Annotated in this window: 18 protein-coding genes and 3 pseudogenes; 5 read left to right on the top strand and 16 right to left on the bottom strand. The window is 35.0% G+C overall.

The window, feature by feature from the left end; all coding sequences use genetic code 11:
- Positions 1 to 270 precede the first annotated feature (270 nt).
- Entirely contained in the window at positions 271 to 549 is a 279-nt protein-coding gene (locus SAZ04_RS08040; protein ID WP_332693736.1) for a DUF2680 domain-containing protein, read from the bottom strand.
- Positions 550 to 1,176: 627 nt separating this feature from the next.
- On the opposite strand from SAZ04_RS08040, the gene arr reads away from it, so the two are divergent.
- Complete coding sequence (arr, locus tag SAZ04_RS08035) at positions 1,177 to 1,593, top strand: NAD(+)--rifampin ADP-ribosyltransferase (protein WP_332693733.1); 417 nt, start codon at positions 1,177 to 1,179, stop codon at positions 1,591 to 1,593.
- A gap of 685 nt (positions 1,594 to 2,278) precedes the next feature.
- On the opposite strand, the gene SAZ04_RS08030 is transcribed toward arr, so the two are convergent.
- The 5 genes from SAZ04_RS08030 to ku form a co-directional block, all read right to left on the bottom strand.
- Positions 2,279 to 2,500: a YozQ family protein gene (locus SAZ04_RS08030; protein ID WP_332693730.1), complete on the bottom strand. Its 222-nt coding sequence runs from the start codon at positions 2,498 to 2,500 to the stop codon at positions 2,279 to 2,281.
- 264 nt (positions 2,501 to 2,764) lie between these two features.
- Positions 2,765 to 4,357, bottom strand: coding sequence for an ATP-binding response regulator (locus SAZ04_RS08025; RefSeq protein ID WP_332693727.1), 1,593 nt, complete (start codon positions 4,355 to 4,357; stop codon positions 2,765 to 2,767).
- A 17-nt stretch (positions 4,358 to 4,374) separates the two neighbouring features.
- On the bottom strand, positions 4,375 to 5,262 hold the full coding sequence (locus SAZ04_RS08020) for a CheR family methyltransferase (protein ID WP_332693724.1): 888 nt from the start codon (positions 5,260 to 5,262) through the stop codon (positions 4,375 to 4,377).
- A gap of 20 nt (positions 5,263 to 5,282) precedes the next feature.
- A complete protein-coding gene (locus tag SAZ04_RS08015; RefSeq protein WP_332693721.1) occupies positions 5,283 to 8,012 on the bottom strand; it encodes an ATP-binding protein in 2,730 nt (909 codons plus the stop codon).
- 179 nt (positions 8,013 to 8,191) lie between these two features.
- The gene (gene ku, locus SAZ04_RS08010; RefSeq protein WP_332693718.1) at positions 8,192 to 9,058 is read right to left on the bottom strand and encodes a non-homologous end joining protein Ku; all 867 of its coding nucleotides are present in this window, start codon (positions 9,056 to 9,058) and stop codon (positions 8,192 to 8,194) included.
- A gap of 115 nt (positions 9,059 to 9,173) precedes the next feature.
- Between ku and SAZ04_RS08005 the strand changes: the two genes are divergently transcribed.
- Positions 9,174 to 11,012 carry a DNA ligase D gene (locus SAZ04_RS08005; RefSeq protein ID WP_431308976.1) on the top strand — a complete coding sequence of 613 codons (1,839 nt, stop codon included), beginning with the start codon at positions 9,174 to 9,176 and terminating at the stop codon, positions 11,010 to 11,012.
- A 130-nt stretch (positions 11,013 to 11,142) separates the two neighbouring features.
- Here SAZ04_RS08005 and SAZ04_RS08000 read toward each other — a convergent pair whose 3' ends face one another.
- Together SAZ04_RS08000 and eutH are read right to left on the bottom strand one after the other, a co-directional pair.
- A complete protein-coding gene (locus SAZ04_RS08000; protein WP_332693715.1) occupies positions 11,143 to 11,817 on the bottom strand; it encodes an NAD(P)H-dependent oxidoreductase in 675 nt (224 codons plus the stop codon).
- Positions 11,818 to 11,891: 74 nt separating this feature from the next.
- Positions 11,892 to 12,882, bottom strand: a pseudogene (gene eutH, locus SAZ04_RS07995) (ethanolamine utilization protein EutH).
- Between the two features lie 318 nt (positions 12,883 to 13,200).
- Here eutH and SAZ04_RS07990 point away from each other — a divergent pair.
- Positions 13,201 to 13,335, top strand: coding sequence for a YjcZ family sporulation protein (locus SAZ04_RS07990; RefSeq protein WP_332693712.1), 135 nt, complete (start codon positions 13,201 to 13,203; stop codon positions 13,333 to 13,335).
- Positions 13,336 to 13,506: 171 nt separating this feature from the next.
- Here SAZ04_RS07990 and SAZ04_RS07985 read toward each other — a convergent pair whose 3' ends face one another.
- The 3 genes and pseudogenes from SAZ04_RS07985 to SAZ04_RS07975 form a co-directional block, all read right to left on the bottom strand.
- Positions 13,507 to 15,162, bottom strand: a complete 1,656-nt coding sequence (locus SAZ04_RS07985) for a glycerol-3-phosphate dehydrogenase/oxidase (protein ID WP_332693709.1) — start codon at positions 15,160 to 15,162, stop codon at positions 13,507 to 13,509.
- Positions 15,163 to 15,310: 148 nt separating this feature from the next.
- Positions 15,311 to 16,801: a glycerol kinase GlpK gene (glpK, locus tag SAZ04_RS07980; protein ID WP_332693706.1), complete on the bottom strand. Its 1,491-nt coding sequence runs from the start codon at positions 16,799 to 16,801 to the stop codon at positions 15,311 to 15,313.
- 36 nt (positions 16,802 to 16,837) lie between these two features.
- A pseudogene (locus SAZ04_RS07975) lies at positions 16,838 to 17,265 on the bottom strand (glycerol-3-phosphate responsive antiterminator).
- A 328-nt stretch (positions 17,266 to 17,593) separates the two neighbouring features.
- On the opposite strand from SAZ04_RS07975, the gene SAZ04_RS07970 reads away from it, so the two are divergent.
- Together SAZ04_RS07970 and SAZ04_RS07965 are read left to right on the top strand one after the other, a co-directional pair.
- A complete protein-coding gene (locus SAZ04_RS07970; protein ID WP_332693703.1) occupies positions 17,594 to 18,511 on the top strand; it encodes a PucR family transcriptional regulator in 918 nt (305 codons plus the stop codon).
- A gap of 111 nt (positions 18,512 to 18,622) precedes the next feature.
- Positions 18,623 to 19,723: an ABC transporter ATP-binding protein gene (locus SAZ04_RS07965; RefSeq protein ID WP_332693700.1), complete on the top strand. Its 1,101-nt coding sequence runs from the start codon at positions 18,623 to 18,625 to the stop codon at positions 19,721 to 19,723.
- 105 nt (positions 19,724 to 19,828) lie between these two features.
- Here the strand turns inward: SAZ04_RS07965 and SAZ04_RS07960 are convergent, their stop codons facing one another.
- The 5 genes and pseudogenes from SAZ04_RS07960 to SAZ04_RS07940 all read right to left on the bottom strand — a co-directional run bounded on the left by SAZ04_RS07960 (position 19,829) and on the right by SAZ04_RS07940 (position 24,547).
- Complete coding sequence (locus SAZ04_RS07960; protein WP_332693697.1) at positions 19,829 to 20,218, bottom strand: hypothetical protein; 390 nt, start codon at positions 20,216 to 20,218, stop codon at positions 19,829 to 19,831.
- A gap of 364 nt (positions 20,219 to 20,582) precedes the next feature.
- Positions 20,583 to 20,870: pseudogene (locus tag SAZ04_RS07955) on the bottom strand (RNA-guided endonuclease TnpB family protein); the annotation flags it as partial.
- Positions 20,871 to 20,964: 94 nt separating this feature from the next.
- A complete protein-coding gene (locus tag SAZ04_RS07950) occupies positions 20,965 to 21,768 on the bottom strand; it encodes a CPBP family intramembrane glutamic endopeptidase (protein ID WP_332693694.1) in 804 nt (267 codons plus the stop codon).
- Between the two features lie 30 nt (positions 21,769 to 21,798).
- The gene (locus SAZ04_RS07945) at positions 21,799 to 23,283 is read right to left on the bottom strand and encodes a class I adenylate-forming enzyme family protein (protein WP_332693691.1); all 1,485 of its coding nucleotides are present in this window, start codon (positions 23,281 to 23,283) and stop codon (positions 21,799 to 21,801) included.
- A gap of 28 nt (positions 23,284 to 23,311) precedes the next feature.
- Entirely contained in the window at positions 23,312 to 24,547 is a 1,236-nt protein-coding gene (locus tag SAZ04_RS07940) for an amino acid racemase (RefSeq protein ID WP_332693688.1), read from the bottom strand.
- Between the last annotated feature and the right edge of the window lie 29 nt (positions 24,548 to 24,576).

The raw sequence follows: 24,576 nt of genomic DNA, 5'->3' as shown, positions 1-24,576 counted from the left end.
GCCATTTTTTGAAAAGCAAACAACAAAAGAAGGATGATGAGAGCCGTAGGTTTAAAGTCAACGATTTATAAATTTCTTAGGGTATGGAACGATATTGATGCAGTCAGAAAAGGAAGAGTTGGAAAGCGAATCGGTCGGCGCGTAGCTGGTCGTGATACTGGAAAAACCATCCGGAAATTATTCAAATAAAGTAATCATTATGAAAGACTAAATTCAAAAGCGATTCAGTCTTTTAACAGTCCATGACAAAGTTACTTAAAGATCATTCAATTAATGATGATGCTTGCTTTTTCCATCCCATTTAGGTATAAACCCATTTTGTTCTAACTTGATATAGTGCTTATCAAACATAGACGCAATTTTTTTGCCTTTTTCTTCTGTATAGACCCCATATTCTACATATTTGTTAATAACTTCTTTCTTTTTTTCCAATACATCCTTATGTAATTTTGCTATTCCTACTTTTTGTTCTTCAGTAAGCTCTACTTTTGATTCAATTTGATCAGACACTTCCTCAGCTTGAATAATTGTAGGGATGATTACAGCCACAAGAATGTACCATCTCTGCCAAGTTTTTTACCAGCAGTTGCCACGAAATTTACCACTTGCTGTCAACGTGTTTACCAATAGGAATACGTCAAGGATTTTAAAGTAAAAAAGCCTAATCCCCCTTATGTTTACCGAGGAATTAGACTTATGGTCTTCCGCAATCGCGCCCGATTCTATTGAATAGTATCGTTGTACTGCGCATTAAATAAAGCTGTTTTTTATCTTGCTTTTAATACTATCGCCCTATCACTTAATATTAGTATATAATTCGAAAGCCACCTGATTAAAGGTGGCTCTTTTACTTACTCTTTCTTATTTAATTATCTCCTATATTTTCCATAAATCAAGTAACGATTAAAAGAAAAATTTAATAACGTTCTTCAATTATAGAGCCCGATTGTTTAAATATCACTTTTTAAATACAAAACCATATGTCAGTCCATAAAACGCCCAGCAACCATAAACTTTGATTGCTAATTAAACGTAAATAATAGGTAATTTTCGTTCGAAATCATTCTCTCTACTTACATTATACTACTCATTATAAATTATTTATAGACTACACTTTCTAAAGTTCCTGTCCTATACTGTTATATACAAATCTAAAAATATAAGAGGTGTATAAGTATGAATGACAAAAAAGATGTCTTAGATAATGGTCCTTTCTTTCATGGTACTAAAGCAGAACTAAAAATTGGAGATCTTTTAGAACCGCAACACTTATCAAATTACCAAGACAAAAAATCTAACTATATATATTTCACAGCAACATTAGATGCGGCTAAATGGGGTGCTGAATTAGCAACATCTAAATCAAAAGAAAGAATTTACATTGTAGAACCATTAGGTGATTTTGAAAATGATCCGAACTTAACTGACAAAAAATTTCCTGGAAACCCAACACGTTCTTATAGGTCTATATCGCCTTTGAAAATAATAGCTGAATTAAGTTCATGGGAAAGACATTCCGATGAAGAAATAAATCATATGCTTACATCTTTAAAAAAGTTACGTGAACAAGGAAAAGCTGTAATATACGATTAACCTTCAACATCTATAAAGTCATAACTTAAAAGAAAAAGATTGTCTAAGAATTCATATGATTTCACAAAGTCGTCTAAAAATCAAAATCCTTGTTGCGTAGTATACGTCTACTACGTAATACAAGAATTAATCTGGACCGTTTGCAGAAGACTGATCTTATTAAATTCAATCAATTTTTTATAAGATTTTTGATTCTCAAAACTATGGTTTTATATCTTGCAAAATACATCTTTTATCACCAGAAGGACTGTAGTGGTAAATGCTATGTCAGAGGTGGTACATTTCAATGGCTGTAATCATAGGGATTGCAGAAGTACCTGCTACTGCCACAACAAACACCAAACATAGTAACCATTTTTTCAATTAAACCACTCCTTCATTATTGACTCTCACTTATGTTGAGTCATTTTTTAGATATTATTCTAATTATCTTTCGCACGAATACTGTTTTAGAGTCCAGAAAAACAGTCTCATTCGTACTTTAGGTCTTTTAGCTTGTATTTTTCAGAGTTGGACCATGAATCACCTATTCTCTGCTTCATTACAAACACCGCTCAGGCATTGACCTAATTAAATGGCCGAAACAGCCTCCAATGCTAGAAACTACTTTTCACATTACATAAAAGCCCTACTATGAGTGGATTTCTCATAAGTAGGGCACAGATCATAGAAATTATTACAGCTATTAGCTTTCAAACCCCGCATCAGGAAGTTCATTGTCTTTTTCACGATTTTCTTGAATTGCATCATCAACGGTTCCTTCCACATACGCATCACTAACTTGTTCATGCGTAGTAGCCAAACCTTGTTCAACTTCCTCTGAGCTTTGATAATCTGATGGCTGATACGAATTTTCAGCAACAGCTTCTGATGATGGATATGAATTTTTGTCCTTTTGTTTTGCCATTTTAACCCTCCTTTATTTCTCCGTTATTATCTGTTATATGTTTCTATTTATGTATTTTCCTTAAATAATGCTCGTTGATTTTCTATTCGTTTAGATTATTTTACCATCCATTTAATAAAGGACCTTTCATCTTCATCCGTTTTTCTTGTTAAGTTCTTTTCTATAGAGCGCGGTAAATTGGATATTTCGAGTTTCCATTCATATGGATATACCTCCTACATGGTACTTTTACATACTAATCCCCTTTTACTCTTCTTTTAAAACCTACAAATTTGAAAATGAATTTGTACTTTGCGTCAATTCTAGATTCAATGGAAAGCAGACGATAAATGAAGTCCCAGCTTCCCCTGTTTTGATTTCAATATTTGCCGAGTGACGTGCTGCAATACTATAACAAATTGCTAAACCTAAACCTGTTCCCTGATCTTTTGTTGTGAAGAAAGGAGTCCCTATATTCCCCAAAATTTCTTTTTCAATTCCTGGACCATTATCATTAATTTCTAATATCACTGTTTCGTCTACCGTATACGTTTTGATTTCTAGCGTGCCATCAGGGTTCATTGCTTCTAACCCATTTAACCCTATGTTTAAGATTAGCTGTCTTATTTCTTTTTCATCTAGGAGTAACATTGGACATTCACTTAGTTGTAATTGAATTACTTTATTATTCATAAGTGCTTCTGCTCTTAGTAAAGGATGCAATGTCTTAATAATTGAGTTGAGGTCTTCTTCCCTACGGTTATTTGCTTTATCTTTTGCTAACGTCAGAAACTCTGTAATAATCCCATTAGCTCGATGCAATTCATCAATCATTAAGTTAATGTATTCTTCTGGTTGTGGCACATGCTGCTCGCTTTTAGCTAGTTGCAAAAAGCCAAGAACTGTTGTCATTGGATTCCTGATCTCATGTGCAATTCCAGCAGCCATTTCTCCAACTAAATTTAAGCGATCTAAACGAGACACCTCTTTCTCCAATTTCACTAGATCAGTTACATCCGTTATCGTACTAATGATACAAGACTCTCCATTAATAGTAGCCGTTTCAGTTGACAGCAAACCCTCACGTAGCTCACCTTTTTTAGTCTTATATGTAATTTCTTCATTATAATATGCATCACTGACGTCATTAGGCACGTTTTTATCTGATAGTATGCCATTTGAAGTAGATGTAATTTCCAAAACATCTTTTGATTGATCTTCCAACTCTTTAAATTGATATCCTGTAAACTGGATCCAACTTTCATTAACAGCTACATAGCGTTTATCGAGTAGGGAGCGAATCGCCATTAAATTGGGGCTAAGCTGAAAAATCTTACGAAATCTTTCTTGGGATACTTGAAGTTCCTTGTTAGCCTGCACAAGTTCCCTTGTTTTTTCATCGATAATGTTTTCCAAGTTGTTATAGCTTTCTTGAAGCTCTAGTGATTGCTTCTCAAGCAAATTATTTTTCTCTTTTATTTCGTTTTGTTTTCTGTGAAGCTGAATAAATGCTTCCACTTTACTTTTTAAAATGATCGGATTAAATGGTTTAAAAATGTAATCAATCGCACCTGTTAAATACCCTGTGGAAACATGTTCATTGGCCTTACTTAATGCGGTAATAAAAATAATGGGAATATGACTTGAATTTTTTCTTTTTTTTATAATGTCTGCAGTCTCAAATCCGTTCAAGCCTGGCATTTGCACATCCAATAAGATAACAGCAAATTCATACTGAAGTACATACTTTAATGCTTCTTCTCCTGAGGCCGCAGCCACTAAATGATAATCATTAGAGTCTAATACCGCCTCTAAGGCCATCAGGTTTTCTGGTCGATCATCAACCATTAATATATCAACCTTATCCCGATTAATCATAAACTACCCCTTTATCTTCAATTTCTCGATTTTTTCCCTTTAATATATATTTTTTCCTTCAAATTGAATTCTTCGAAATTGTTTGATAACTGATATACCTGGATTGACTCTTTGCTTCCTATCCCTAAAAAGCCTCTTTCACTTAAACTATCAAAAAATAAATCATATACTCTGTTTGTAAGATTCTTATTAAAATAAATGAGAACATTTCTACACACGATCATTTGAAACTCATTAAATGAGTGATCCGTCACTAAGTTATGATGGGCAAAGATAAGGTTTTTCTTTAGAAACGGATGAAATTCAACTTGATCATTATTCACCGCATAGTAATCTGAAAATTCCTTCTGTCCCCCTGCTTGCTGGTAATTTTTTGTATAGCGTTGCATGTGTTCGAGTAGCACTTTGCCTTCTTTTGCCTTTTCAATGATCTCTTCATCCATATCTGTAGCGTAAATCTTTGTTTTATCATAAATTCCTTCTTCATGTAATACAATTGCCATTGAATACACTTCTTCACCAGACGAACAACCAGCATGCCAGATCTTTATAAAGGGGAGTTCTCGTAATATCGGAACGATCTCTATACGAAAGGCTTGAAAGAAACTAGGGTCACGAAACATTTCTGTCACATTAATCGAAAAATTACGTAACAATTCCTTCATAACTGTTGGTTGATTAAACACTCTTGCTTGAAACTCTGAGATTGACTTTACATTCTCAATCTGGGCACGATACCATATTCTTCTCTTGATCGATGAATACGCGTAATTTCTAAAATCATATCCATATAACTGGTAGATGCCTTCAAGCAATAATTCTACTTCAATTTTCTCAATTTCATTTTTCTTTTCTATTTGAGTTTTCTTTTCTATTTGAGATTTGTATTCGATCAAGTCGTTCATAGTTCACCAACTCTTTAAATCTACTTATGTAGCCAAACTTTTATTAACGAAAGCAGTTGCCCCATATTAACAGGCTTACTTATATAATCAGAAGCTCCTGCATTAAGACATTTTTCTTTATCGCTTTTCATCGCTTTTGCCGTTAAAGCTAGGATCGGTAATTCAGCCCATTTTGCGTTCTTTCGAATAGCTTTCATCGCTTCATATCCATTCATCTCTGGCATCATTATATCCATTAATAAAATATCAATAGACGAATGACTTGCTAAAACGTTGAGCGCTTCTTTTCCATTCTCAGCAAATACAACTTTCATGTTCTGTGCCTCTAATGCCGTTGTTAAAGCAAAAACGTTTCGCATGTCATCATCAACAATTAATACCATTTTATTTTGTAATTGCTCATGGATCATTTCTTTCTGAATACCCATTTGCTCAACAGTAATTTCCTTAGGATTACCATCCAACATCTCTTTTTCCGCTACTATTGCTTCATCCTCGACTGTTGCTGCAATTTCTTGAATAGCAGTTTGATGAATATCTGCTATTCCATCATAATCTGGCAAAGATAGAGTAAAGGTACTCCCATTTCCTTCCACACTTTCCATTTCAATGTTTCCACCTAATAACTCGGAGAGATCTCTACTAATAGATAACCCTAACCCAGTACCACCATATTTTCTTGATGTTGTTCCATCTTCTTGATAGAACGCTTCAAATATACTTCGCTGCTTCTCTTTCGATATTCCAATTCCCGTATCAATGACGGAAAATATTACTTTGAAGCCCTCTTTTTCTTTCCCTTGTTTTATATGGAGCTCTACACAACCTTTATCAGTGAATTTGAATGCATTAGATAGAAGATTCTTTAAAATTTGTTTTAATCGTTGATCATCTGTAAAGAGTATACTTGGTGTACCTGGATCAACCTTTAATTTAAAATCTACTCCTTTTAGATTGGAAACTGGTGCAAATTGTCTTTCAATAAATGCCTTCACATCAGTAATTAACACTTCTTCAGCATACACATCGATTTTACCTGACTCAATTTTAGATAAATCTAAAATATCATTAATTAAATCAAGTAAGTCACTTCCTGATGAATAGATTGTTGCTGCATGGTCAATTTGTTTTGGCGTTAAATTTCCCTCTGTATTTTCCGCTAGCATTTGAGACAAGATCAGTAAACTATTCAATGGTGTTCGTAGCTCATGTGACATATTTGCAAGAAACTGCGATTTGTAACTTGAACCTAATTTAATATTTCTATTTTTTTCTTCTAGATCCTTTTTTATCAATTCAAGCTCTTTCGCCTTTTCATCTGATTGTTTGTATTGTTCATGTAACTGTTCATTAATCAGACGTAACTCTTCTTGCTGTTGCTGAAGTTCCTCTGACTGTGTTTGCAATTCTTCAGATTGTGATTGAGATTCCACTAAGAGTTCTTCTATCTTCATATGATCTAAAATTCGCTCAATACTAGTTCCTGATGCTCTACTAAGTTGCTCAAGAATTCGGATTTCTGAATAAGTAAAGGGTTCAAACTTTGCTAATTCTATGACACCTAATACTTCCCCTTCAAAATCAATTGGAACTAATATTAATGAAGTTGGTGTAGCCTCTCCTAATCCAGAGCTAGTTGAAATATATCCTTTCGGCAGATGATTCACATGCATCATTTTGTTATCTTCTGCGCACTGACCTACCAATCCTTGACCAATTTGAACTTGTTTAACTACTATATCTTTCTCTTCACGCGCATAACCTGCTATTTTTGATAAAGTTCCCCCTTCCTCCTTTATGTAAATAGCCCCATAAGTTGCTTTTACAAATTGAGAGATATTGGTCATAATAATTTTCCCAAATTCATTCATCTCTTTTATACCTTGAAACTTCATTGCTAATTCTGCATAGCGTGATTTAATCCAATTTTCATCTTTTAATGCATCCGCGAATTGCTTTTCTTGTTTAGAAATTGTCTCAAGAGAATCTGCCATGACATTGTACGCACTGGCAATGTCGCCAATCTCATCTTTCGTTTTCACATCTATCCGTGGCAAATGTCTAGTTGAATGAGTAGATACATTTGTCATAACTCTACTCACACTATTAATGCGTTTTGAAATACCTTTTACAATTGAATAAGTAATTAAGGTGATCACTATTAACGCAATTCCTATGAAAACGACTAGAAATAAAACAGTATTTTGATAGGCTTCTTCTGATTCAGAAAGTGCCGTCGTCATCGCTTCTTCCTCAAATGCAGCAAATACATCAATTTCATGAATGATATCTCTTCTTAAATCTTGATTCTCTTCTAAAAGATACGATCTTGCGTCCACTTCATTCCCAGTTATGACAAGTGAGCTAACATTTTGAATCATATCATCATACGCTTCGTGTAAATAATTGAGCGATGATATTAACAATCTTTTTTCTTCATCAAAAGGTTCAGTTCTTTGTAATGTATCAAATATTGCAGCTATATTGGCTTCCGATTGACCTATGATTGCTATTTTTTCATTAACATGTGAGTCTGAAGTGCTTAATAGAAGTTCTCGAACTTCCCGATCTATCGTATTCGTTTCATTCTTCAATTCTTCTACTAACATCACTCGTTCATAATTTTCTGATACGATATCACGCATATAGCTATTTTGTGCCGTAAGTGTATAAAAGACCGTTGTACTTAAAATAAGGATAATGGCGATAATGGACCCTAAACCAATAATAAGCTTTGTTTTTATTTTCATAGTTTCAACCTTTTCTTTATTTTATATTATAATAATTATCACTTAATAGTTTACTATATAAACCATAGTTGTACTACTATAAATAATCCAATATTTACTAAAAAAAGAAGGTTGTTCAAAAAGGATCGTTTTCTCTTTTTGAACAACCTCAAAGCATCATATGAGCCATTGCACGCAGATTAAGCATTTTTGCGAGCTGTTGTCGCTTTTTCAGATATGTTTTTTTTCGTAGTCGCTGCTTTTTTCTTTCGTGTTCCCGTCTTTTTCGTTTTTGTTTTATCAAGTGATGCTTGTAGAGCTGACATTAAATCCGTCACATTAGAAGCAGCAGCTGGTTCTTTTTCTGTCGCTGTTACTGTCTGTTTCCCCGTTTTCTTTTCCTCAATTAGCTCCATTAAAGCCGTTCGGTACTCATCTGTGTACTTTTCGGGGTCAAACGTTGTTGTTAACTGATCCACGAGCATTAATGCTGTGTCAAGTTCCTTTTGCACGACTAACTGCTCGGAAGGTACGTTTGGAACATCTTGAACATTTCGAACTTCATCAGGAAAATGAATGGTTTCCATTAAAAGTGTATCCTCATACACACGAACAACAGCCAATTGTTCCTTCGAACGAATAATGATTTTTGCCACTCCAATTTTCCTTGATTCCACTAGAGCTTTGCGTAAAAGAGAGTATGCCTTCCCACCACCACTATCTGGAGCAATAAAATAGCTTTTTTCAAAATAAATTGGATCAATTTCTTCTAATTTCACAAAATCAATAATTTCAACCGCTTTATCTTCATTTTCTTTTTTTAATTTTTCAAGATCTTCATCATCTAAGACTACAAATTTATTTTTTGCATATTCGTATGCTTTTACAATGTCTTCATTGGTCACTTCTTTTTCACAACCAGGACAAACCTTTTGATAGCTTATTGGAGTGTGACACTCTTTGTGTATTTGCCGTAATTTAATATCTTTGTTTTCCGTTGCAGTATGAAGCTTAATGGGAATATTAACAAGGCCAAAGCTGATACTTCCTTTCCAAACTGTATGCATCGTTTATTCCACCTACTTTTTATCTTAATGTGCAATTAATTGATCTTGTTTATGTATGATCACTTTAAATATGTTAAATCTAAACACTAAACAAGTAAGAAAGTAGGGAAAAACTGTGAAGCCAATGCTTTTGTCACCTGCAACAGATATGCCGAATAATAGAGGTTGGCTATATGAAGTCAAATATGATGGATTCCGTTGTCTCTTACATTGGGAGGAATCCGTTCCACAGTTGATGAGTAGAAACGGAAAGAATCTAAATCTTCAATTTCCTGAAATTATACACTTTTGTGAAGAAATTTATCCTTATATTAAGACTTTTTTGCCACTAAAATTAGACGGAGAATTAGTCTACTTAACAAACAACTATAAAAGTCAGTTTCGAACGGTTCAACTACGAGGCCGTATGAGGAAACGAGACGTGATCGCTACCCATGCCGAACAATTCCCTTGCCACTTTGTTGCATTTGATGTTCTTACATTGGCTAAAACGAATCAAATGAATGTAACACTTACAAAAAGGAAAAAGGCAGTACAAACCCTTTTTAAGAAGAGTAACCTCCCCCTATCCGTTAATTACGAGAATACACAACGACTTCAATTAATTGAGACCTATCAAAACGGACAGGAACTTTGGGACCAAATTGTTGTTTATAATGGAGAAGGTATAGTTGCTAAAAAAAGCTCAAGCACTTGGGAAAGTGCGAAACGAACACCTAACTGGCTAAAAATTAAAAATTGGCGTTACGTTACAGTCATATTAACCAAATTCGATAAAAATAATGGCTATTTCCATGGTTCTATATTTTCTAACAATTCCCTCATTGAAATTGTTGTGTTTCGCCATGGACTAAACGAAGAAGAAGAACGAACATTATTTTCATTTTTTCAAAATAACGGAAAGAAAATTTCAGTAAATGAATGGGAACTTCCCCCTTCCATTTGCGTTGATATTGCCTGTATCGATTTTGATGGTAAAAGCTTACGAGAACCTATGTTTCATTCATTCAATTTTGAAAGAGAAACAACGGACTGTTCTTGGCAGCACATGCAAAGACAACTAAATCCACTTCCCGAAAACATTCAAATTACGAATGCTGACAAACCTATTTGGCCCATTATTAATATAAACAAAGATGAGTATTTGCTTTATTTACAAAAAATTGCTCCTTTCCTACTTCCTTTTTTACGTGAGCGCCTATTAACCGTCATCCGGTATCCACACGGGTCATCAGGGGAAAGTTTTTATCAAAAACACTGTCCTGACTACGCACCAGATTTTGTTCTAACTGAAAAGGAAGAGGATATTGAATATATCATTTGCAACGAGATTGAAACGCTTCTGTGGTTAGGAAATCAGCTCGCTCTCGAGTTCCATATCCCCTTTCAAACTCAGCAATCAAAGAAACCATCCGAAATTGTCTTTGACTTAGATCCTCCATCAGTTACTGAATTCCAATTAGCGATTACGGCAGCTAAAAAAATGAAATCGATCTTTGATCAATTTAAACTCACAGCATTTGTAAAGACATCCGGAGGGAAAGGACTACAAGTGTATATTCCTTTACCAAAGAATCGTTTTTCTTATACAGAAACACGCATTTTCACTCAATTCATTTGTCAATTTTTAGTTGAACAAGATCCTGATTTATTTACAACTGAGCGATTAAAAAAGAATCGCAATAACAAATTGTATTTAGACTACATTCAGCATGACGCTGGAAAGACGATAATTGCTCCGTACTCTCCACGCGGAAGCGAAAAAGGTCTTATTGCAACACCATTAAATTGGGATGAAGTAGAAGAATCATTGACACCATTTGCCTTTACCCTTCCAGCTGTATTAAAAAGGACAGAAAACCAAATGGATCCTTTCAAATTGTTTCGTGAAGTTAGCAATGAACAAGCATTTTCAAACGTACTGGCACAATTAAAAGAATTAGTAAACAAGTAAATAGGAAAAGAGACAACAACTCGCTCACGATATTGCCACAGCGTTACATACAACGATCGATGAACTATTTATTTTTGATGACGAATGGAGGGTGTGCCAAAAGGTATAAAGCCACCTTTTGACACACCCTCTATTTTATCCATGTTACGATATCATTTAGCTCTTTTCTTGTTTTTTCTCGTGGTTCGTCTTTTCGATAACCAAAAGCAACCATTACAGAAACATCAAAATGTCCTTCTTCTAATAGCCCTTCTTTTTCGAGTAAATCGTGCACTCGTTTGTATTCAAACCCTTCCATTGGACATGAATCGATGCCAATTTGTGCGGCTGCAGTCATCATATTCGCTAATGCGATATAGGTTTGTTTACAAGACCAATCAAAAATCGTTCTCTCATTTTCCAATACACCAAACTTTTCTTGGAAATTTTGATATCTTCTAGGAAGGTCTTTCACAATCTCATCTGGTGCTTTTTTTACCGTTTTTAAATGATTCGTAATATAATCTGAATCATACCTTACATCTACACTCTTCCTAGCAAGGATGATCACAAAATGACTCGAAGTTCGCAATTGTCTCTCTGCACCCCAAGCAATCGCTCGCAGTTTCTCTTTAAACTCTTGGTTTTGAATAACGACAAATTTCCAAGGTTCAAGACCAATTGAACTTGGTGATAACCTTCCTGTTTCTAGGATAAAATAAAAATCCTCATCTGATATTTCTCTGCTAGAATCAAATTCCTTCGTCGCGTGCCTGAATTGAAATGCTTCTAAAATTTGCTGTTTTACAAAGCTTTTGTCTGTCATAAATTCTCACCTATTCTTTAGTCATTATAAAATAGGGTATCATACATTATCAGCGCCAACAAACCACAAAAGAGTTATGTATTCCTCATGACAACATGAGCTAAAGCTAAGGCAGAAAAACCAGCAACAAGTTTTCCAACTACCATTGCAAAGACCATCTCTTTTTCGACACCAGCAACAAACCCTAAATGTCCCCCTAATACAAAGGCCCCACTAACCGAGAAAGCGACATTTAACACTTTCCCTCTTTGTTTCATTTCCTTCATCATTGAAAACATAGGAATAACGTGAGCTAGTGAAGCAATAAGACCAGCGGTTGCTTTTTCATCAATTTGCAAAATAGAGCCTAGCTTTTTCAACCTTTTAGTAAATACATTTGTCATAAATGCCACAAATGGAAAGGCACCTGCTAAGACAATAACAATCATGCCTACAATTTTCATTCCTTCTTCTAGAGGAGTCATTTGCGGAATAAGCACAAATCCTGTTAATGTCTCAACGATTATTGCAGCTAGTCCGAAAGTTGCCACAATTTCAATTGCTTTCCGAAATATTGAAACCCTTTAATCATTTTATCTGTAATTTTCCATAACCCTATAGCAATTAGTAACGACAAAATTATTGTAGGAATCAGGTTTCTAATAACCATAATAACGTCAGATTTGCAAGTAACCCCCCAGCTAGACAACCGATGGGCACCGTAATGATTCCTAGGAGAATCCCTTTCACAAAATAAGGATGATCTTCTTTTTCTATGATTCCAAGAGCAACCGGAACCGTGAAAACTAATGTCGGTCCCATCATCGTACCTAGAAACACCCATGAAAACACTTCGGCATCTTCACTCAGTGCCATTTCTTTTGCAAGCGAATATCCCCCCATATCAATAGCCAAAATTGTATTAGCAAACGCAGCGGGGTCTGCACGAACTAGGCCATAAACCGGTGCTAAAATTGGCGTCAATATACTAGCAATTACAGGTGCTAATGAGACAATTCCAACCATTGCTAATGTTAATGAGCCCATTGCCATAAAAGCATTTGTGAAACTTTGTCCTAGTCCCATTCTGTTACCTATACACTTATCGACTGCCCCTAAAAAAAAAACACAACCATAATATACACGATTAAATCGTTTATCAGCATGTATGTAATCCTCATCTTTTACTGAATTTCACTAAAATTTCACTCTCTAAACCACTGCACAATAAGTGAGTTTATGAGAAAAACTTGAGCTTAGATAATATCATACTAGTTTACTATTTTTAAGAACAGTTTAAAAACAAAAATAATTATGAAAACTTCTAGTAAATTCCACTATTGCCTATGACAGAAGCAGGATACGTGCATATGGTGTAGTAACCCCTTGAAAGGTGGTGTAGTTATGGTTTACTACGGACCATGGTATGGTGGCTACTGCTGTCCTCCAGCACCTCGTCACGGCACTGGCTTTGGCTTTGCACTGATTGTCGTGTTAATCATACTGCTCATTATCATCGGTGCAAGCTGGTATAGATAAGTGAACGAATATTAGCGCCCAATAAAGGCGCTTTTTTATGTCGGCAGCCAAAAAGGGCAAAAACCGACTAAGCTGCGTGCAATGTATGGAATGTTGATCTCTTAGTAAGATCCCATATAATGTACTCTAGGGTGGCAGACCCTTACGTTTGAAGATGGAATTTTAAATACCCTATTTTCTTGGCCGAACTGCCTCTTTTATATACTGGTCAAGTTGAATTTTATATGATTCTCTTTCTGTTATCGACCATTTAAGAAAATGTGCCATACATGCTATGATTTCTTCTTTCCAACTGTTGACCCAATCAATATCAAAAAAGAGTGCTCCAGTTCGCCTAATAAAATAATCTGCAGGTGTCATCACCATCTCACACTTAATCCCATATACGAGTGAACAATAGATATCTAAAGGCAAGTTAAACAAATATTCATTTTTTGCATCTATCGCAATCGCATAAACCTGATCAATGTTTGAACCATACAAGCGACTTAGCTTGGTACCTTGTTCCGTTGTCAGCCCAAATTTCACAGCCTCGTTCGTCTTTTTTTGCACAAACGATGAAAACTCTTTTGCCCCGCCAACATCTCCCCCTGATATAGGGATTGACTTTGTCTTGCAAGTTGTAACCTTTTTTGAACTCTCCTTTATTAACAGGTCAACTACAGATTCAGCCATCTTACGGTAACCTGTTAATTTCCCACCTGCAATTGTTACTAATCCTGATTTTGATTGCCAAATCTCATCTTTCCGCGAGATTTCAGAAGGATTCTTCCCATTCTTCCCCTCCTCATATATGAGTGGTCTTAGTCCAGCCCAACTTGATTCAACATCGCTATCTTTTAATTTCAAATTGGGAAACATATAATGAATTGCTTGAAGAATATAGATACGATCGCTTTCTGTTATCGTTGGATTTTGTACGTCCCCTTCATAAAAAGTGTCCGTAGTCCCAACATACGTTTTTCCATCACGAGGGATAGCAAACATCATTCGACCATCAGGCGTATCAAAATAAACAGCCTGCTTTAATGGAAATCTTTCTTGACTAATTACAAGGTGTACTCCTTTTGATAACTTCAAATATTTTCCCATTTTCGATCGATCCAGTTCTCGTAATTGATCAACCCATGGACCAGTTGCATTAATGATTTTGTTAGCATAAACTTTAAATACTTTCCCCGTAAGAATATCTTTCACTTCTGCACCTATTAGTCTTTCATTCTCATAAAGCAACGTTTCTACTTTTGTGTAATTTGTAGCTATAGCACCTTGATGGACAGCTTCCTTTACCACCTCTATTGTTAAACGAGCATCATCGGTTCGATATTCTACATAATATCCTCCGCCTTTTAATCCTTCTTTTTTTATAAGTGGTTCTTTTTCCAATGTCTCTTTGGCTGAGAGCATTTGTCGTCGTTCCGTTTTTTTCACACCAGCTATATAGTCATAAACTCTTAGCCCAAGTGATGTACTGAATCTACCAAATGTACCTCCTCTATAAATCGGTAAGAGCATCCATTCAGGCTTTGTCACATGAGGTCCATTCTCATAAACGATCGCACGTTCTTTACCTACTTCTGCTACTAGCCCCACTTCGAATTGCTTTAAATAACGTAAGCCACCATGAATCAATTTCGTCGATCGACTAGACGTCCCACTAGAAAAATCTTGCATTTCTACTAATGCAACACTCATCCCACGATTCGCTGCATCCATTGCTATTCCTGCACCGGTTATACCTCCACCAATTACCAACACATCAAACGTTTCTCTTCCCATTTGATCGATAACACTCTTTCTATTAAAACTCGAGAATAATCTTTTCATTTAAACCCCTCCTGTAGAAAAACAAAAAGACCACAACTAACACTTCGGCAAATTTTTCTCCAAAAGTGTAGTGTGGTCTCTCCTAGTCTCCAACCGTCATATTAACTTGCTACTATTGTAACATATTTCCTAGAAGTCTGCTTGTGCATTATTTAAACAGCATCGCTGCTTGAACTGCTTTTTTCCATCCACTATAAAGTGACTCGCTTGTTTCCTGTTCCATAAACGGTGTAAACTTATGATTCATTTTCCAGTGTTTCGTGATCTCTGCTTGATTACTCCAAAACCCAACAGCTAACCCTGCCAAATAAGCTGCTCCAAGTGCCGTTGTTTCAATAACTTTTGGTCGTTCTACAGGGACATTTAACATGTCACTTTGAAACTGCATTAAGAAATTATTCGCCACTGCGCCTCCGTCGACTCGCAACGTTTTAAGAGAGATACCTGAGTCTAATTCCATTGCATCAAGAACATCTTTAGATTGATAGGCAAGCGATTCCAAGGTTGCACGAATAAAATGTTCCTTTGTCGTACTACGAGTTAATCCAAATGCGGCTCCACGAACGTCAGTATCCCAATAAGGAGTTCCGAGTCCGACAAAGGCCGGAACGATGTATACACCATCCGTTGACTCAATTTTTTGAGCATAACGTTCACTCTCTTTTGCCTCTTTTATCATGCGAAGACCATCCCGAAGCCATTGAATAGCTGAGCCTGCAACAAAAATACTTCCTTCTAATGCATACTGTACTTTCCCATCAATTTTCCACGCAATGGTCGTTAACAATCCATGTTCGGATCGAACGGCTTTTTCTCCAGTATTCATTAACATAAAGCAACCAGTTCCGTACGTATTCTTCGCCATTCCTTCTTCAAAGCAAGCTTGACCAAATAAAGCCGCTTGCTGATCACCTGCAACACCTGCAATGGGGACTTCATGACCAAAAAAGTGGATTTTGTCTGTATGCGTATACACCTCAGAAGATGAACATACTTCTGGTAGCATCGATTTAGGAATCGTTAAAACATCAAGAAGCTCTTCATCCCACTTGCATTCAAATATGTTAAAGAAAAGGGTTCTTGAAGCATTCGAATAATCTGTTACATGTGCTTTTCCATTCGATAACTTCCATATTAACCATGAATCAATCGTGCCAAAAAGCAACTCGCCTTTTTCCGCTTTTTGACGTGCACCATCTACATTTTCTAAAATCCACTTAACCTTCGTACCAGAGAAATATGGATCAATCAAAAGACCAGTTTTCTGACGAAATATTTCCTCCAAACCTCGCTCCTTTAATTCATCACAAATCAAAGCTGTTTGACGCGACTGCCAAACAATTGCATGATAAACCGGCAATCCCGTCGTTTTATCCCAAACAACCGTCGTTTCTCTTTGATTGGTAATCCCAATTCCAACAACTTTGTTCGCATGAACACCTGATTCTGATAAACAAGATGCTATTACAGCAAGGATCGATCCCCAAATTTCATTTGCATCATGCTCCACCCAACCAAGATGCGGAAAAAATTGTCTGAACTCCTTTTGTGCAGAATGAACGATTTCTCCTTTTTGATTAAAAAGAATGGCACGTGAACTTGTTGTTCCTTGGTCTAAGGATAAAATATAGGTTTCCATGAAATTCTCCTTTATAAATAGTACATTTGGGCTTTTTTATCGCTTACAAAAATAATCCCAAATCTTTTTCTCTGACGTCGTAATAGCTGAGGCTCCGGCATCAATAGCTCGTTCTACTTCTTCGACTGTTTCGATTAACCCACCAGCAAATACTTCTTTCCCCGTTTTAGATCGTATTTCTGTAAGCACTTTCGGAATGAGACCCGGCAGAACTTCAATTGCATCTGGATCTGTTTTCTTAATTAAGGTAATACTTCTTCTTAACGCATTTGAATCAAGGACAAATATACGTTGAATAGCGAATACTCCTTTTTCCTTACTTTTTGGATAACATTTACTTTAGTTGAGATTAATCCAAATGGCTTAATTTCTTGAGATAGATATTCTGTTGCATACTCATCGCTTTTTAAACCTTGTATCAGATCAACATGTAGAAATATTTTTTTATGATACTCATTTGCCATTTTATATACAGTTTTTATTTATGACATATGGAGATCGAGGAACATATACACTTACAAATTATTGTAATATTCAATCACATTATATCATAGTGCATGTTCGTATGTTATGACTTCATCCTTATCGATAGAACAAGTGGGATACAAGAAAACTCTGTATCTAATAATCACATTCATGCTCTTTTCAAAATCTATATTTATAATGAAAAGATTTATCCAAAACTGTTGTTTTGTTATACTATTATTGTGTGTTTAAAGGGAGTTTGTAAAAAATGTTCCGTTTAGAATAACCTATATTATAAGCCTTGTTTGGAAAGGAATTTAATCATTCATGTTAGAAAAACTCAAAGAGCATTTCGGTGATAACTTTATTGTAACGCAAGAAGACTTTTCAACTGATACAACATATTACTGGTTTAAAACACCTGAAAATATAACGGTTGGTTTCCCAACAAATAAAATTCAAAAAGAAGAACTTGCTTTATTAACTATCTTTTTAACACCTCTTAGTAAAAAAGCCAGCTATGAACCAAAATCATCAGAAGAGACGTTTTGGTCAACGTTATTGTTTCAAAATGGTCAAATTCCTTCTTCCGAACTCGAAGAATACAAGAGCGCCTCTTTCCGTTTCATCCACTTTCATCTAAAGGATGAGCCATCCGAAAGAGAAGCTTTTAATGGTGCAATAAAAAGTTTGTTCCCCTCCAAATCGGTCATAATTTGGGAATCTGAAACAAATGGAATTATCATTGATTTAGACCCAAATGTAACAGATTCAATTGAAAATCTATATGAATCGATTGTCGATACAATTATAAGCGATTTCTATTTCGAGTTATCTATGTATATCGGCCTTAGTAATGGCAGTATTACAGAAGCAACTAGTCGGTACCATTGGGAAAAATCTTGTTTCTCCATTGTAAGACAGTTCACCAAAAAGAAGATTTATAAAAGCGAAGAACTACTTCCGTATCTTCTACTACATGAGGCGAACCCAATTACATTAAAAAAAATTACAGAAGAAACATTGAAAAATGTCATTGATGATCGAGACTTAATTCAAAGCATTAAGGTTTATTTAGACTGCAATATGAACGTATCCCTCGCTGCAAAGAAGCTATATTTACATCGAAATACCTTACAATACCGTGTTGATAAGTTTATCGAAAAAACAGGAATCGACATTAAACATTTTGGTAATGCCGTCTCTATTTATTTGGCTTTAATGATAGAAGGCCTCAGAAAATAATGCATTGTGCACAAAAACAATGCATTATTTTTTATGCACATTTACCGTATACGAAAACGGTTACAAAAGGTAGACTTAGAATATCTTAAAGAAACGAAGGAGAGATAAAACATGGGTGATATTCGATTAGAAAACATTTACAAAATTTATGAAGGTGACGTAACAGCGGTTACTGATTTCAACCTAGATATTCAAGATAAGGAATTTGTTGTTTTTGTTGGACCATCAGGTTGTGGTAAATCTACTACGCTACGTATGATTGCAGGTCTTGAGGATATTTCTAAAGGAGACCTATATATCGGAGATCGTCGCGTAAATGATGTTGCTCCAAAAGATCGTGATATCGCGATGGTGTTCCAAAACTACGCTCTTTATCCACATATGAATGTATATGATAATATGGCGTTTGGTCTGAAATTACGTAAATTCAAGAAAGATGAAATTGATAGAAGAGTACAAGATGCTGCTAAAATTCTTGGCTTAACAGAAATGCTTGATCGTAAACCAAAAGCAATGTCTGGTGGTCAGCGTCAACGTGTTGCTTTAGGAAGAGCGATTGTTCGTGATCCTCAAGTATTCTTAATGGATGAGCCATTATCTAACCTTGATGCTAAGCTACGTGTTCAAATGCGTGCTGAAATTACGAAATTACACAAACGCTTACAAACAACAACTATTTACGTTACACATGACCAAACTGAAGCAATGACGATGGCCTCTCGAATTGTTATTATGAAAGATGGGATCATTCAACAAGTTGGTACTCCAAAGGACGTTTATGATAATCCAGATAATGTATTTGTTGGTGGGTTTATTGGCTCTCCAGCAATGAACTTCCTAAACGGAACTTTGACAACTGATGGTTTCTTTAAAATGGGCGATGTGAGAGTTAAAGTTCCAGAAGGAAAATTAAAAGTATTAAAAGAAAGAAACTATGTGAACAAAGAAATAATTCTTGGTGTTCGCCCAGAGGATATTCATGATGAATTAGTTTTCTTAGAAGCATCACCAGAATCTAAAATCCTAGCATCGGTTGATGTATCTGAATTACTAGGTGCTGAATCTTACCTTTACTCAAAAGTAGATAATCAAGACTTCATCGCTCGCGTAGATGCTCGTTCTGACGTAAAAATGGGACAAAAACTTGATTTAGCATTTGACATGAACAAAGTCCACTTCTTTGATACAGAAACTGAATTAAGAATTCATTAAGATTTACAAAGTCACCCCGCAATCTAGTAGATCGCGGGGTGTTTTATTAAAAGGGGAACTCAAAAGGTAAAAAATGACCTTTTGAGTTCCCCTTTTTATTTCATATTATTTACTATCTTCAGGTGAAATCTCTGTATGTAGTACTTTAAAAAACTCTAGAATATGTTTGTAACTATTTCCCAGATCACCCAATGCACCTTGTTTAGAACAGTAAACATCAATAGCCGATTTAATAGGGGTAATTTTAAAAACAGTTACAACCATAATATAAGATGAGACGCCTTTTTTTTCAAGAACGATTTCTCCACGCTCAGAATCAATCTTCGTAATTTTCCAATTTGCCAACTTATTGCTATTAACAACTTTATTGACAGTCTCAATCATTGCTTCTCTGCCTTTTTTGTAATACCGTGTATTTAACCCCGGCAACTTTGGTTTCTCGCTTGTTTCTTCATGACTTTTCCACATTCCTACAATTATACGTAATAATGACACAGTAGTTCCTCCTATTATCTGGATTCGCTATATTTTAGTGTAGCATTGTATCCATCGAATTTCATAGTATGGATGTAAAAGTATACCAGCACAGTTGGAATAATTAGCGATACGTCTACAACCATTTTTCCTTAATACTATTTTATCATTAAATAGGGGCAAATTGTGTACGTTTTCATCATCTTTCTTCTTTTTAAGGAAGGATATTTAACGAATTCATCTTTTAAGCCCTTACTTGATAGATTTGCTAGCTGTGCAGCTTAACGTGCTTAACCCCCGTTTTTAACGTAACAGTAATTGCTTTTCTTGAAGGGTAACTTTAAAAAATTCTTTCCGCTCATTAACTTTATTTACGCTACGACACACAGCTCGAACACAACTGAGAACTAGGAAAGGTCTTTCTCACTTCTACTACGGTTTTCCTGTACCACTCAGCTTTATATTTCAGCATGATCTTAAATTGGTACCAAGACACATCAGCGATGGCTTTGGCACTTTTCTTGCTTTTCATCATATTAGACACTTGCAAACTCTCTATTCCGATCACATCGTGGTTTTTGATGATGTCGGTAGAGGTCAAATCTGTACGTTTATTTTGGATTTTCTCATGAATGCGTGCAACCTTTTCTTTTTGCTTACGACAATTACTTGAACCCATCACACCCGCCTTGATAAGACTCGTTGAGCTAAAAGCAACGATCCATTGATAATTTAATAGCGAGAAAATTCTCCCCTAACAATCGCAACTATATAATTAAACCACCAAAAACCATGCACATATTAATAATAAAGTGCCAAAGAACGGCTGGTATAATACTATTAGTTTTTATTACAACAAGAGCAAAGAACAATCCACCAATTGAAAAGCTAAATGCAGCAAAGAATGGAATTCCAATAACAATGTGATGAAGTCCAAATGCTAAGCTAGTAAAGACTAATGCATATAATATAGAAACCTCATTTGATAGAATACTGAAAAAGCTCCCCCTCCAAATTAACTCCTCTAAAAAAGCGTTTATTAGAGAGAATGCAACACCAAATAAAAGGAGATTTCTTAATTGTTCACTGTCATTTAGAAAAAATATTAGTGGGACAAATACAAGCATGTTTCCTAGAATAGCTATAATAAGAAATGTACTTATTTTTATTGAATGGAAGCCATGTGTCACAAAAGGAAAGTATATTCTATTGTTCCAATTGGGTTTATTTAAGCCTAATACAATTGGCTTTTTAAAACAAAGAGACGTCAAAACAAGACACAAAACTATTATACTGAGCAATAATCGATCTAATATAACTACCACTTGAATATCCTCGATGTGCAGGTGGAGCAAATGCCTGAGTAAGGCATAAGCCTTGAAACTAAGGAGAAAGATAAAAACGCTAATAATTAAGTAACTATTTCTCTTATAAACAACACTAAGTGTAAACAATACCATGAAAATTAATAAAATTAAAAAGTTGTTGCTCTCAAAAGAAATAAGTATTATTCCTAAAAGAAATATAATTCCTATCATTATTTTGATGAAATTAACTTTAGTGTTTTTCATTTCCCTCTCCTATGCTGCTGTGATTTGATATTAAATTATTAATGTCAAAAGTTTTAATTTGTCTAGTTTCCCACCTAAATTAACAGGTAGCTTATTTATTATTATCATATGTTCTGGAATTTTATAAGGAGGTAAGCTGGTCAAAAGCTTCTTCTTAACGTTTTCTTTAAAGGCGTGTTCATTAATTTCCTTAAAGGTGTCCTCTAACACAATAAAAGCAGCGGGTAAATTACCCCATTTGTTATGAGGGATAGGTAATACAGCTACCTGCTGAATTTCTTTAAATTCCAACAGCTTGTTCTCCAGTTCCGATGGGTAAAAGTAAAATCCACCTCGATTAATTACTTCTTTTTTTCTTCCTAATAGAAACAAATAACCTTCTTCATCTAAATAACCCATATCACCGGTTCTAATATATTCATTAAAAAAGGTATCAGCTGTCGTTTCTGCTTCAAACTCATACCTCTCCATTCTATATTTAGAAAGTACACATATTTCTCCGACTTCTAGTGGTGCTAAAGAGTGACCTTCTTCATCTATTATCTTAATATCAATAAAAAATTCAGGTTTACCAGAAGATCTCTTCTTATATTTCCATTCTGAATTATCAATAGAAGATATTGCTCCCACTTCACTAGTCCCATAGAAATCAATAATTACACAATGAGGAAGGTATAGCATTAATTTTTTCTTTAAATCTTCCGACATAGCTCTCCCTGTACTCATGACTTCCCTTAATACTGAAGGCAACTCTTTTGAAGATGACTCAATAAAATCAATGAGATCATGTAAGTCAGAAGGTCCAGATGTCATTTGTGTAGCACCATGCTGTATAATCATTTGATAAATAATTCTTGGGTCATCGCTCTTACTGACGACTAAAGTATCCCCTTGTAAAATAGTGTTATAGGCTAGTGTTAAATGTGAACGGAAAAACATGGGTCTAACTAATAAATGAATTGAGGGTTTTTCTTTTAAAAAGTCCGGAAGGACAGTTGGGTTTAAAGATTTTTTTTTCACCACTATTCCTTTTGGCTTACCAGTTGAACCTGACGTGAAGAAGACCATTTTACTGTCATTTTGGTATTCTTCTACTAACTCTAGGTCTTCCATATTCCCCTTTAATGAATATGTTAAGTCTAAGTTTTCTACATACTGTGGGGGTATTTCCCAATCTTTAAATCTATCTTGGAAGTATTCTTCAGTTAGAAGTAACTGGACTTCGTACTTTATATAAAGTTCTTTTACCTCTTTATCCAACAACTGGTAATTTATTGGAATGATAACGGCATCTAACTTTTCTAATGCAGCAACAACAGCCAAAAACAAACTACTGTTTCGCATACAAATCATGACTTTACAACCTTTTTTTAACCCCTGTTTGATAAAAAAATTAGCCCAATTTGTACTAAGATTATCTAATTGACTATAAGTTAGAAATAGGTCATTATCACTTACGGCTACTCTATTAGGATGTACTTTAGCATACGTTTTAATATTCTTTATAATAGTCATCTATATCACTCCTCCATTGGTATACCGATTAACTAGTAGATACGCCAGCAATTTCTCGGACATGGCGAAGTGCCTCTTCACTCTTTTCGTTGTCACCCAATTGTAAATATGCATAACTAATTAATTTGTAGATTTCCTCGTCCTGTAACCCATTTTCTATACAATAGAGTAATTCCCTTAATCCTTTTTCTAAGTCTCCTCCAAATTCTTGAGGGATTTTTATAAGACGTGTACCGCTTATTCTTCTAACAATAAGCGAGTCTGGAGCCAAATCTAAGCACTTCTGAACAGATTGTTCAAATTTGGGGAGAAGTTTTACTTTTACAAGAGCATTGCTAGCTTCCATTTTATACCCTAATACGATAGCGAACCAGGAGATAGCTTCTGGGTCACTTGAATCTATGTTTGTTGCTTCATAAAAATAATTATATGCTTCGTCATAATTATCTTGGTTGAGACAATCTACACCTTTTTGAATATTCTCTTTGACTAAATCTTGTTGTGGGTAATTGAAATATGAAGACATTACTTCAAATTTCCTACGATTTTCCTTAAGCTTAACATGGTCTTTTGTTTTCCCATTATCTGTATTTATTACTGAATATTGAATTATTTCCTCCACTAAGAGCTCATTCGGGTTTATGAAATTAATAGAATGACTTTCAAAATTTAGAAGAGGTAATTCGGTACATGCAAGTATAATAGCTTCAGAGTGGTTTTCCGAAAGCCTAATAGCAATCTTATTAATATATTCTTTAGATTCTTTTTTTACTATTGCTGCTTGTAACTCTTCTGAAATAATTCGATCTATTTCTTCTTGCTCCTCTAATGTAGGTTGAACCAATTCGATCCCTAATTTATTAAATTTCTTCTCATATAAGCCAAAATTCATAGTTACGAAGGTCCCTAATACCGTAACCATCTTATAATTTAAGTTTTTACATTTATTAACTGTTAAATCAACAATATCTAATATGGGTAATGTAATTTCTTTTCGGATACTATCCAGTGCATAATGTGTAGTATTTGCGGTTAGCGCTGTAATTTCTGCACCGGCATCCCTTAGAGAAGTTAATGAGGACAATAGGATATCCCCAGTCTTACGAAGATCTTGGTTACTATACATATTAACTGGCATATTATGAAGCGTTATTTCGGGATGGTTACCGTATCTTTTTAAACACTTGATTACGAGTTCTTGATAGCACAATGCAGCACCTACCGCAGAAACTCCTACTAACCCAACATGCTTCATCTTTATCATTTAAAGACCCCTTTCATTTTCATATACCA

It is taken from the genome of Halalkalibacter lacteus (genome assembly GCF_036663595.1).
GTDB classification, from domain to species: Bacteria; Bacillota; Bacilli; order Bacillales; family Bacillaceae_D; genus Halalkalibacter; species Halalkalibacter lacteus.
Note: the sequence above shows the minus strand (reverse complement) of the source record. Positions and strands in the feature narration are given on the sequence as shown.

Bases quoted from the DNA above. Each gene is read 5' to 3' on its own strand.
- arr (WP_332693733.1), top strand. From the start codon at position 1,177: ATGAATGACAAAAAAGATGTCTTAGATAATGGTCCTTTCTTTCATGGT.
- SAZ04_RS08030 (WP_332693730.1), bottom strand. From the start codon at position 2,500: ATGGCAAAACAAAAGGACAAAAATTCATATCCATCATCAGAAGCTGTT.
- SAZ04_RS08025 (WP_332693727.1), bottom strand. From the start codon at position 4,357: ATGATTAATCGGGATAAGGTTGATATATTAATGGTTGATGATCGACCA.
- SAZ04_RS08020 (WP_332693724.1), bottom strand. From the start codon at position 5,262: ATGAACGACTTGATCGAATACAAATCTCAAATAGAAAAGAAAACTCAA.
- SAZ04_RS08015 (WP_332693721.1), bottom strand. From the start codon at position 8,012: ATGAAAATAAAAACAAAGCTTATTATTGGTTTAGGGTCCATTATCGCC.
- ku (WP_332693718.1), bottom strand. From the start codon at position 9,058: ATGCATACAGTTTGGAAAGGAAGTATCAGCTTTGGCCTTGTTAATATT.
- SAZ04_RS08000 (WP_332693715.1), bottom strand. From the start codon at position 11,817: ATGACAGACAAAAGCTTTGTAAAACAGCAAATTTTAGAAGCATTTCAA.
- SAZ04_RS07990 (WP_332693712.1), top strand. From the start codon at position 13,201: ATGGTTTACTACGGACCATGGTATGGTGGCTACTGCTGTCCTCCAGCA.
- SAZ04_RS07985 (WP_332693709.1), bottom strand. From the start codon at position 15,162: ATGAAAAGATTATTCTCGAGTTTTAATAGAAAGAGTGTTATCGATCAA.
- glpK (WP_332693706.1), bottom strand. From the start codon at position 16,801: ATGGAAACCTATATTTTATCCTTAGACCAAGGAACAACAAGTTCACGT.
- SAZ04_RS07970 (WP_332693703.1), top strand. From the start codon at position 17,594: ATGTTAGAAAAACTCAAAGAGCATTTCGGTGATAACTTTATTGTAACG.
- SAZ04_RS07965 (WP_332693700.1), top strand. From the start codon at position 18,623: ATGGGTGATATTCGATTAGAAAACATTTACAAAATTTATGAAGGTGAC.
- SAZ04_RS07950 (WP_332693694.1), bottom strand. From the start codon at position 21,768: ATGAAAAACACTAAAGTTAATTTCATCAAAATAATGATAGGAATTATA.
- SAZ04_RS07945 (WP_332693691.1), bottom strand. From the start codon at position 23,283: ATGACTATTATAAAGAATATTAAAACGTATGCTAAAGTACATCCTAAT.
- SAZ04_RS07940 (WP_332693688.1), bottom strand. From the start codon at position 24,547: ATGATAAAGATGAAGCATGTTGGGTTAGTAGGAGTTTCTGCGGTAGGT.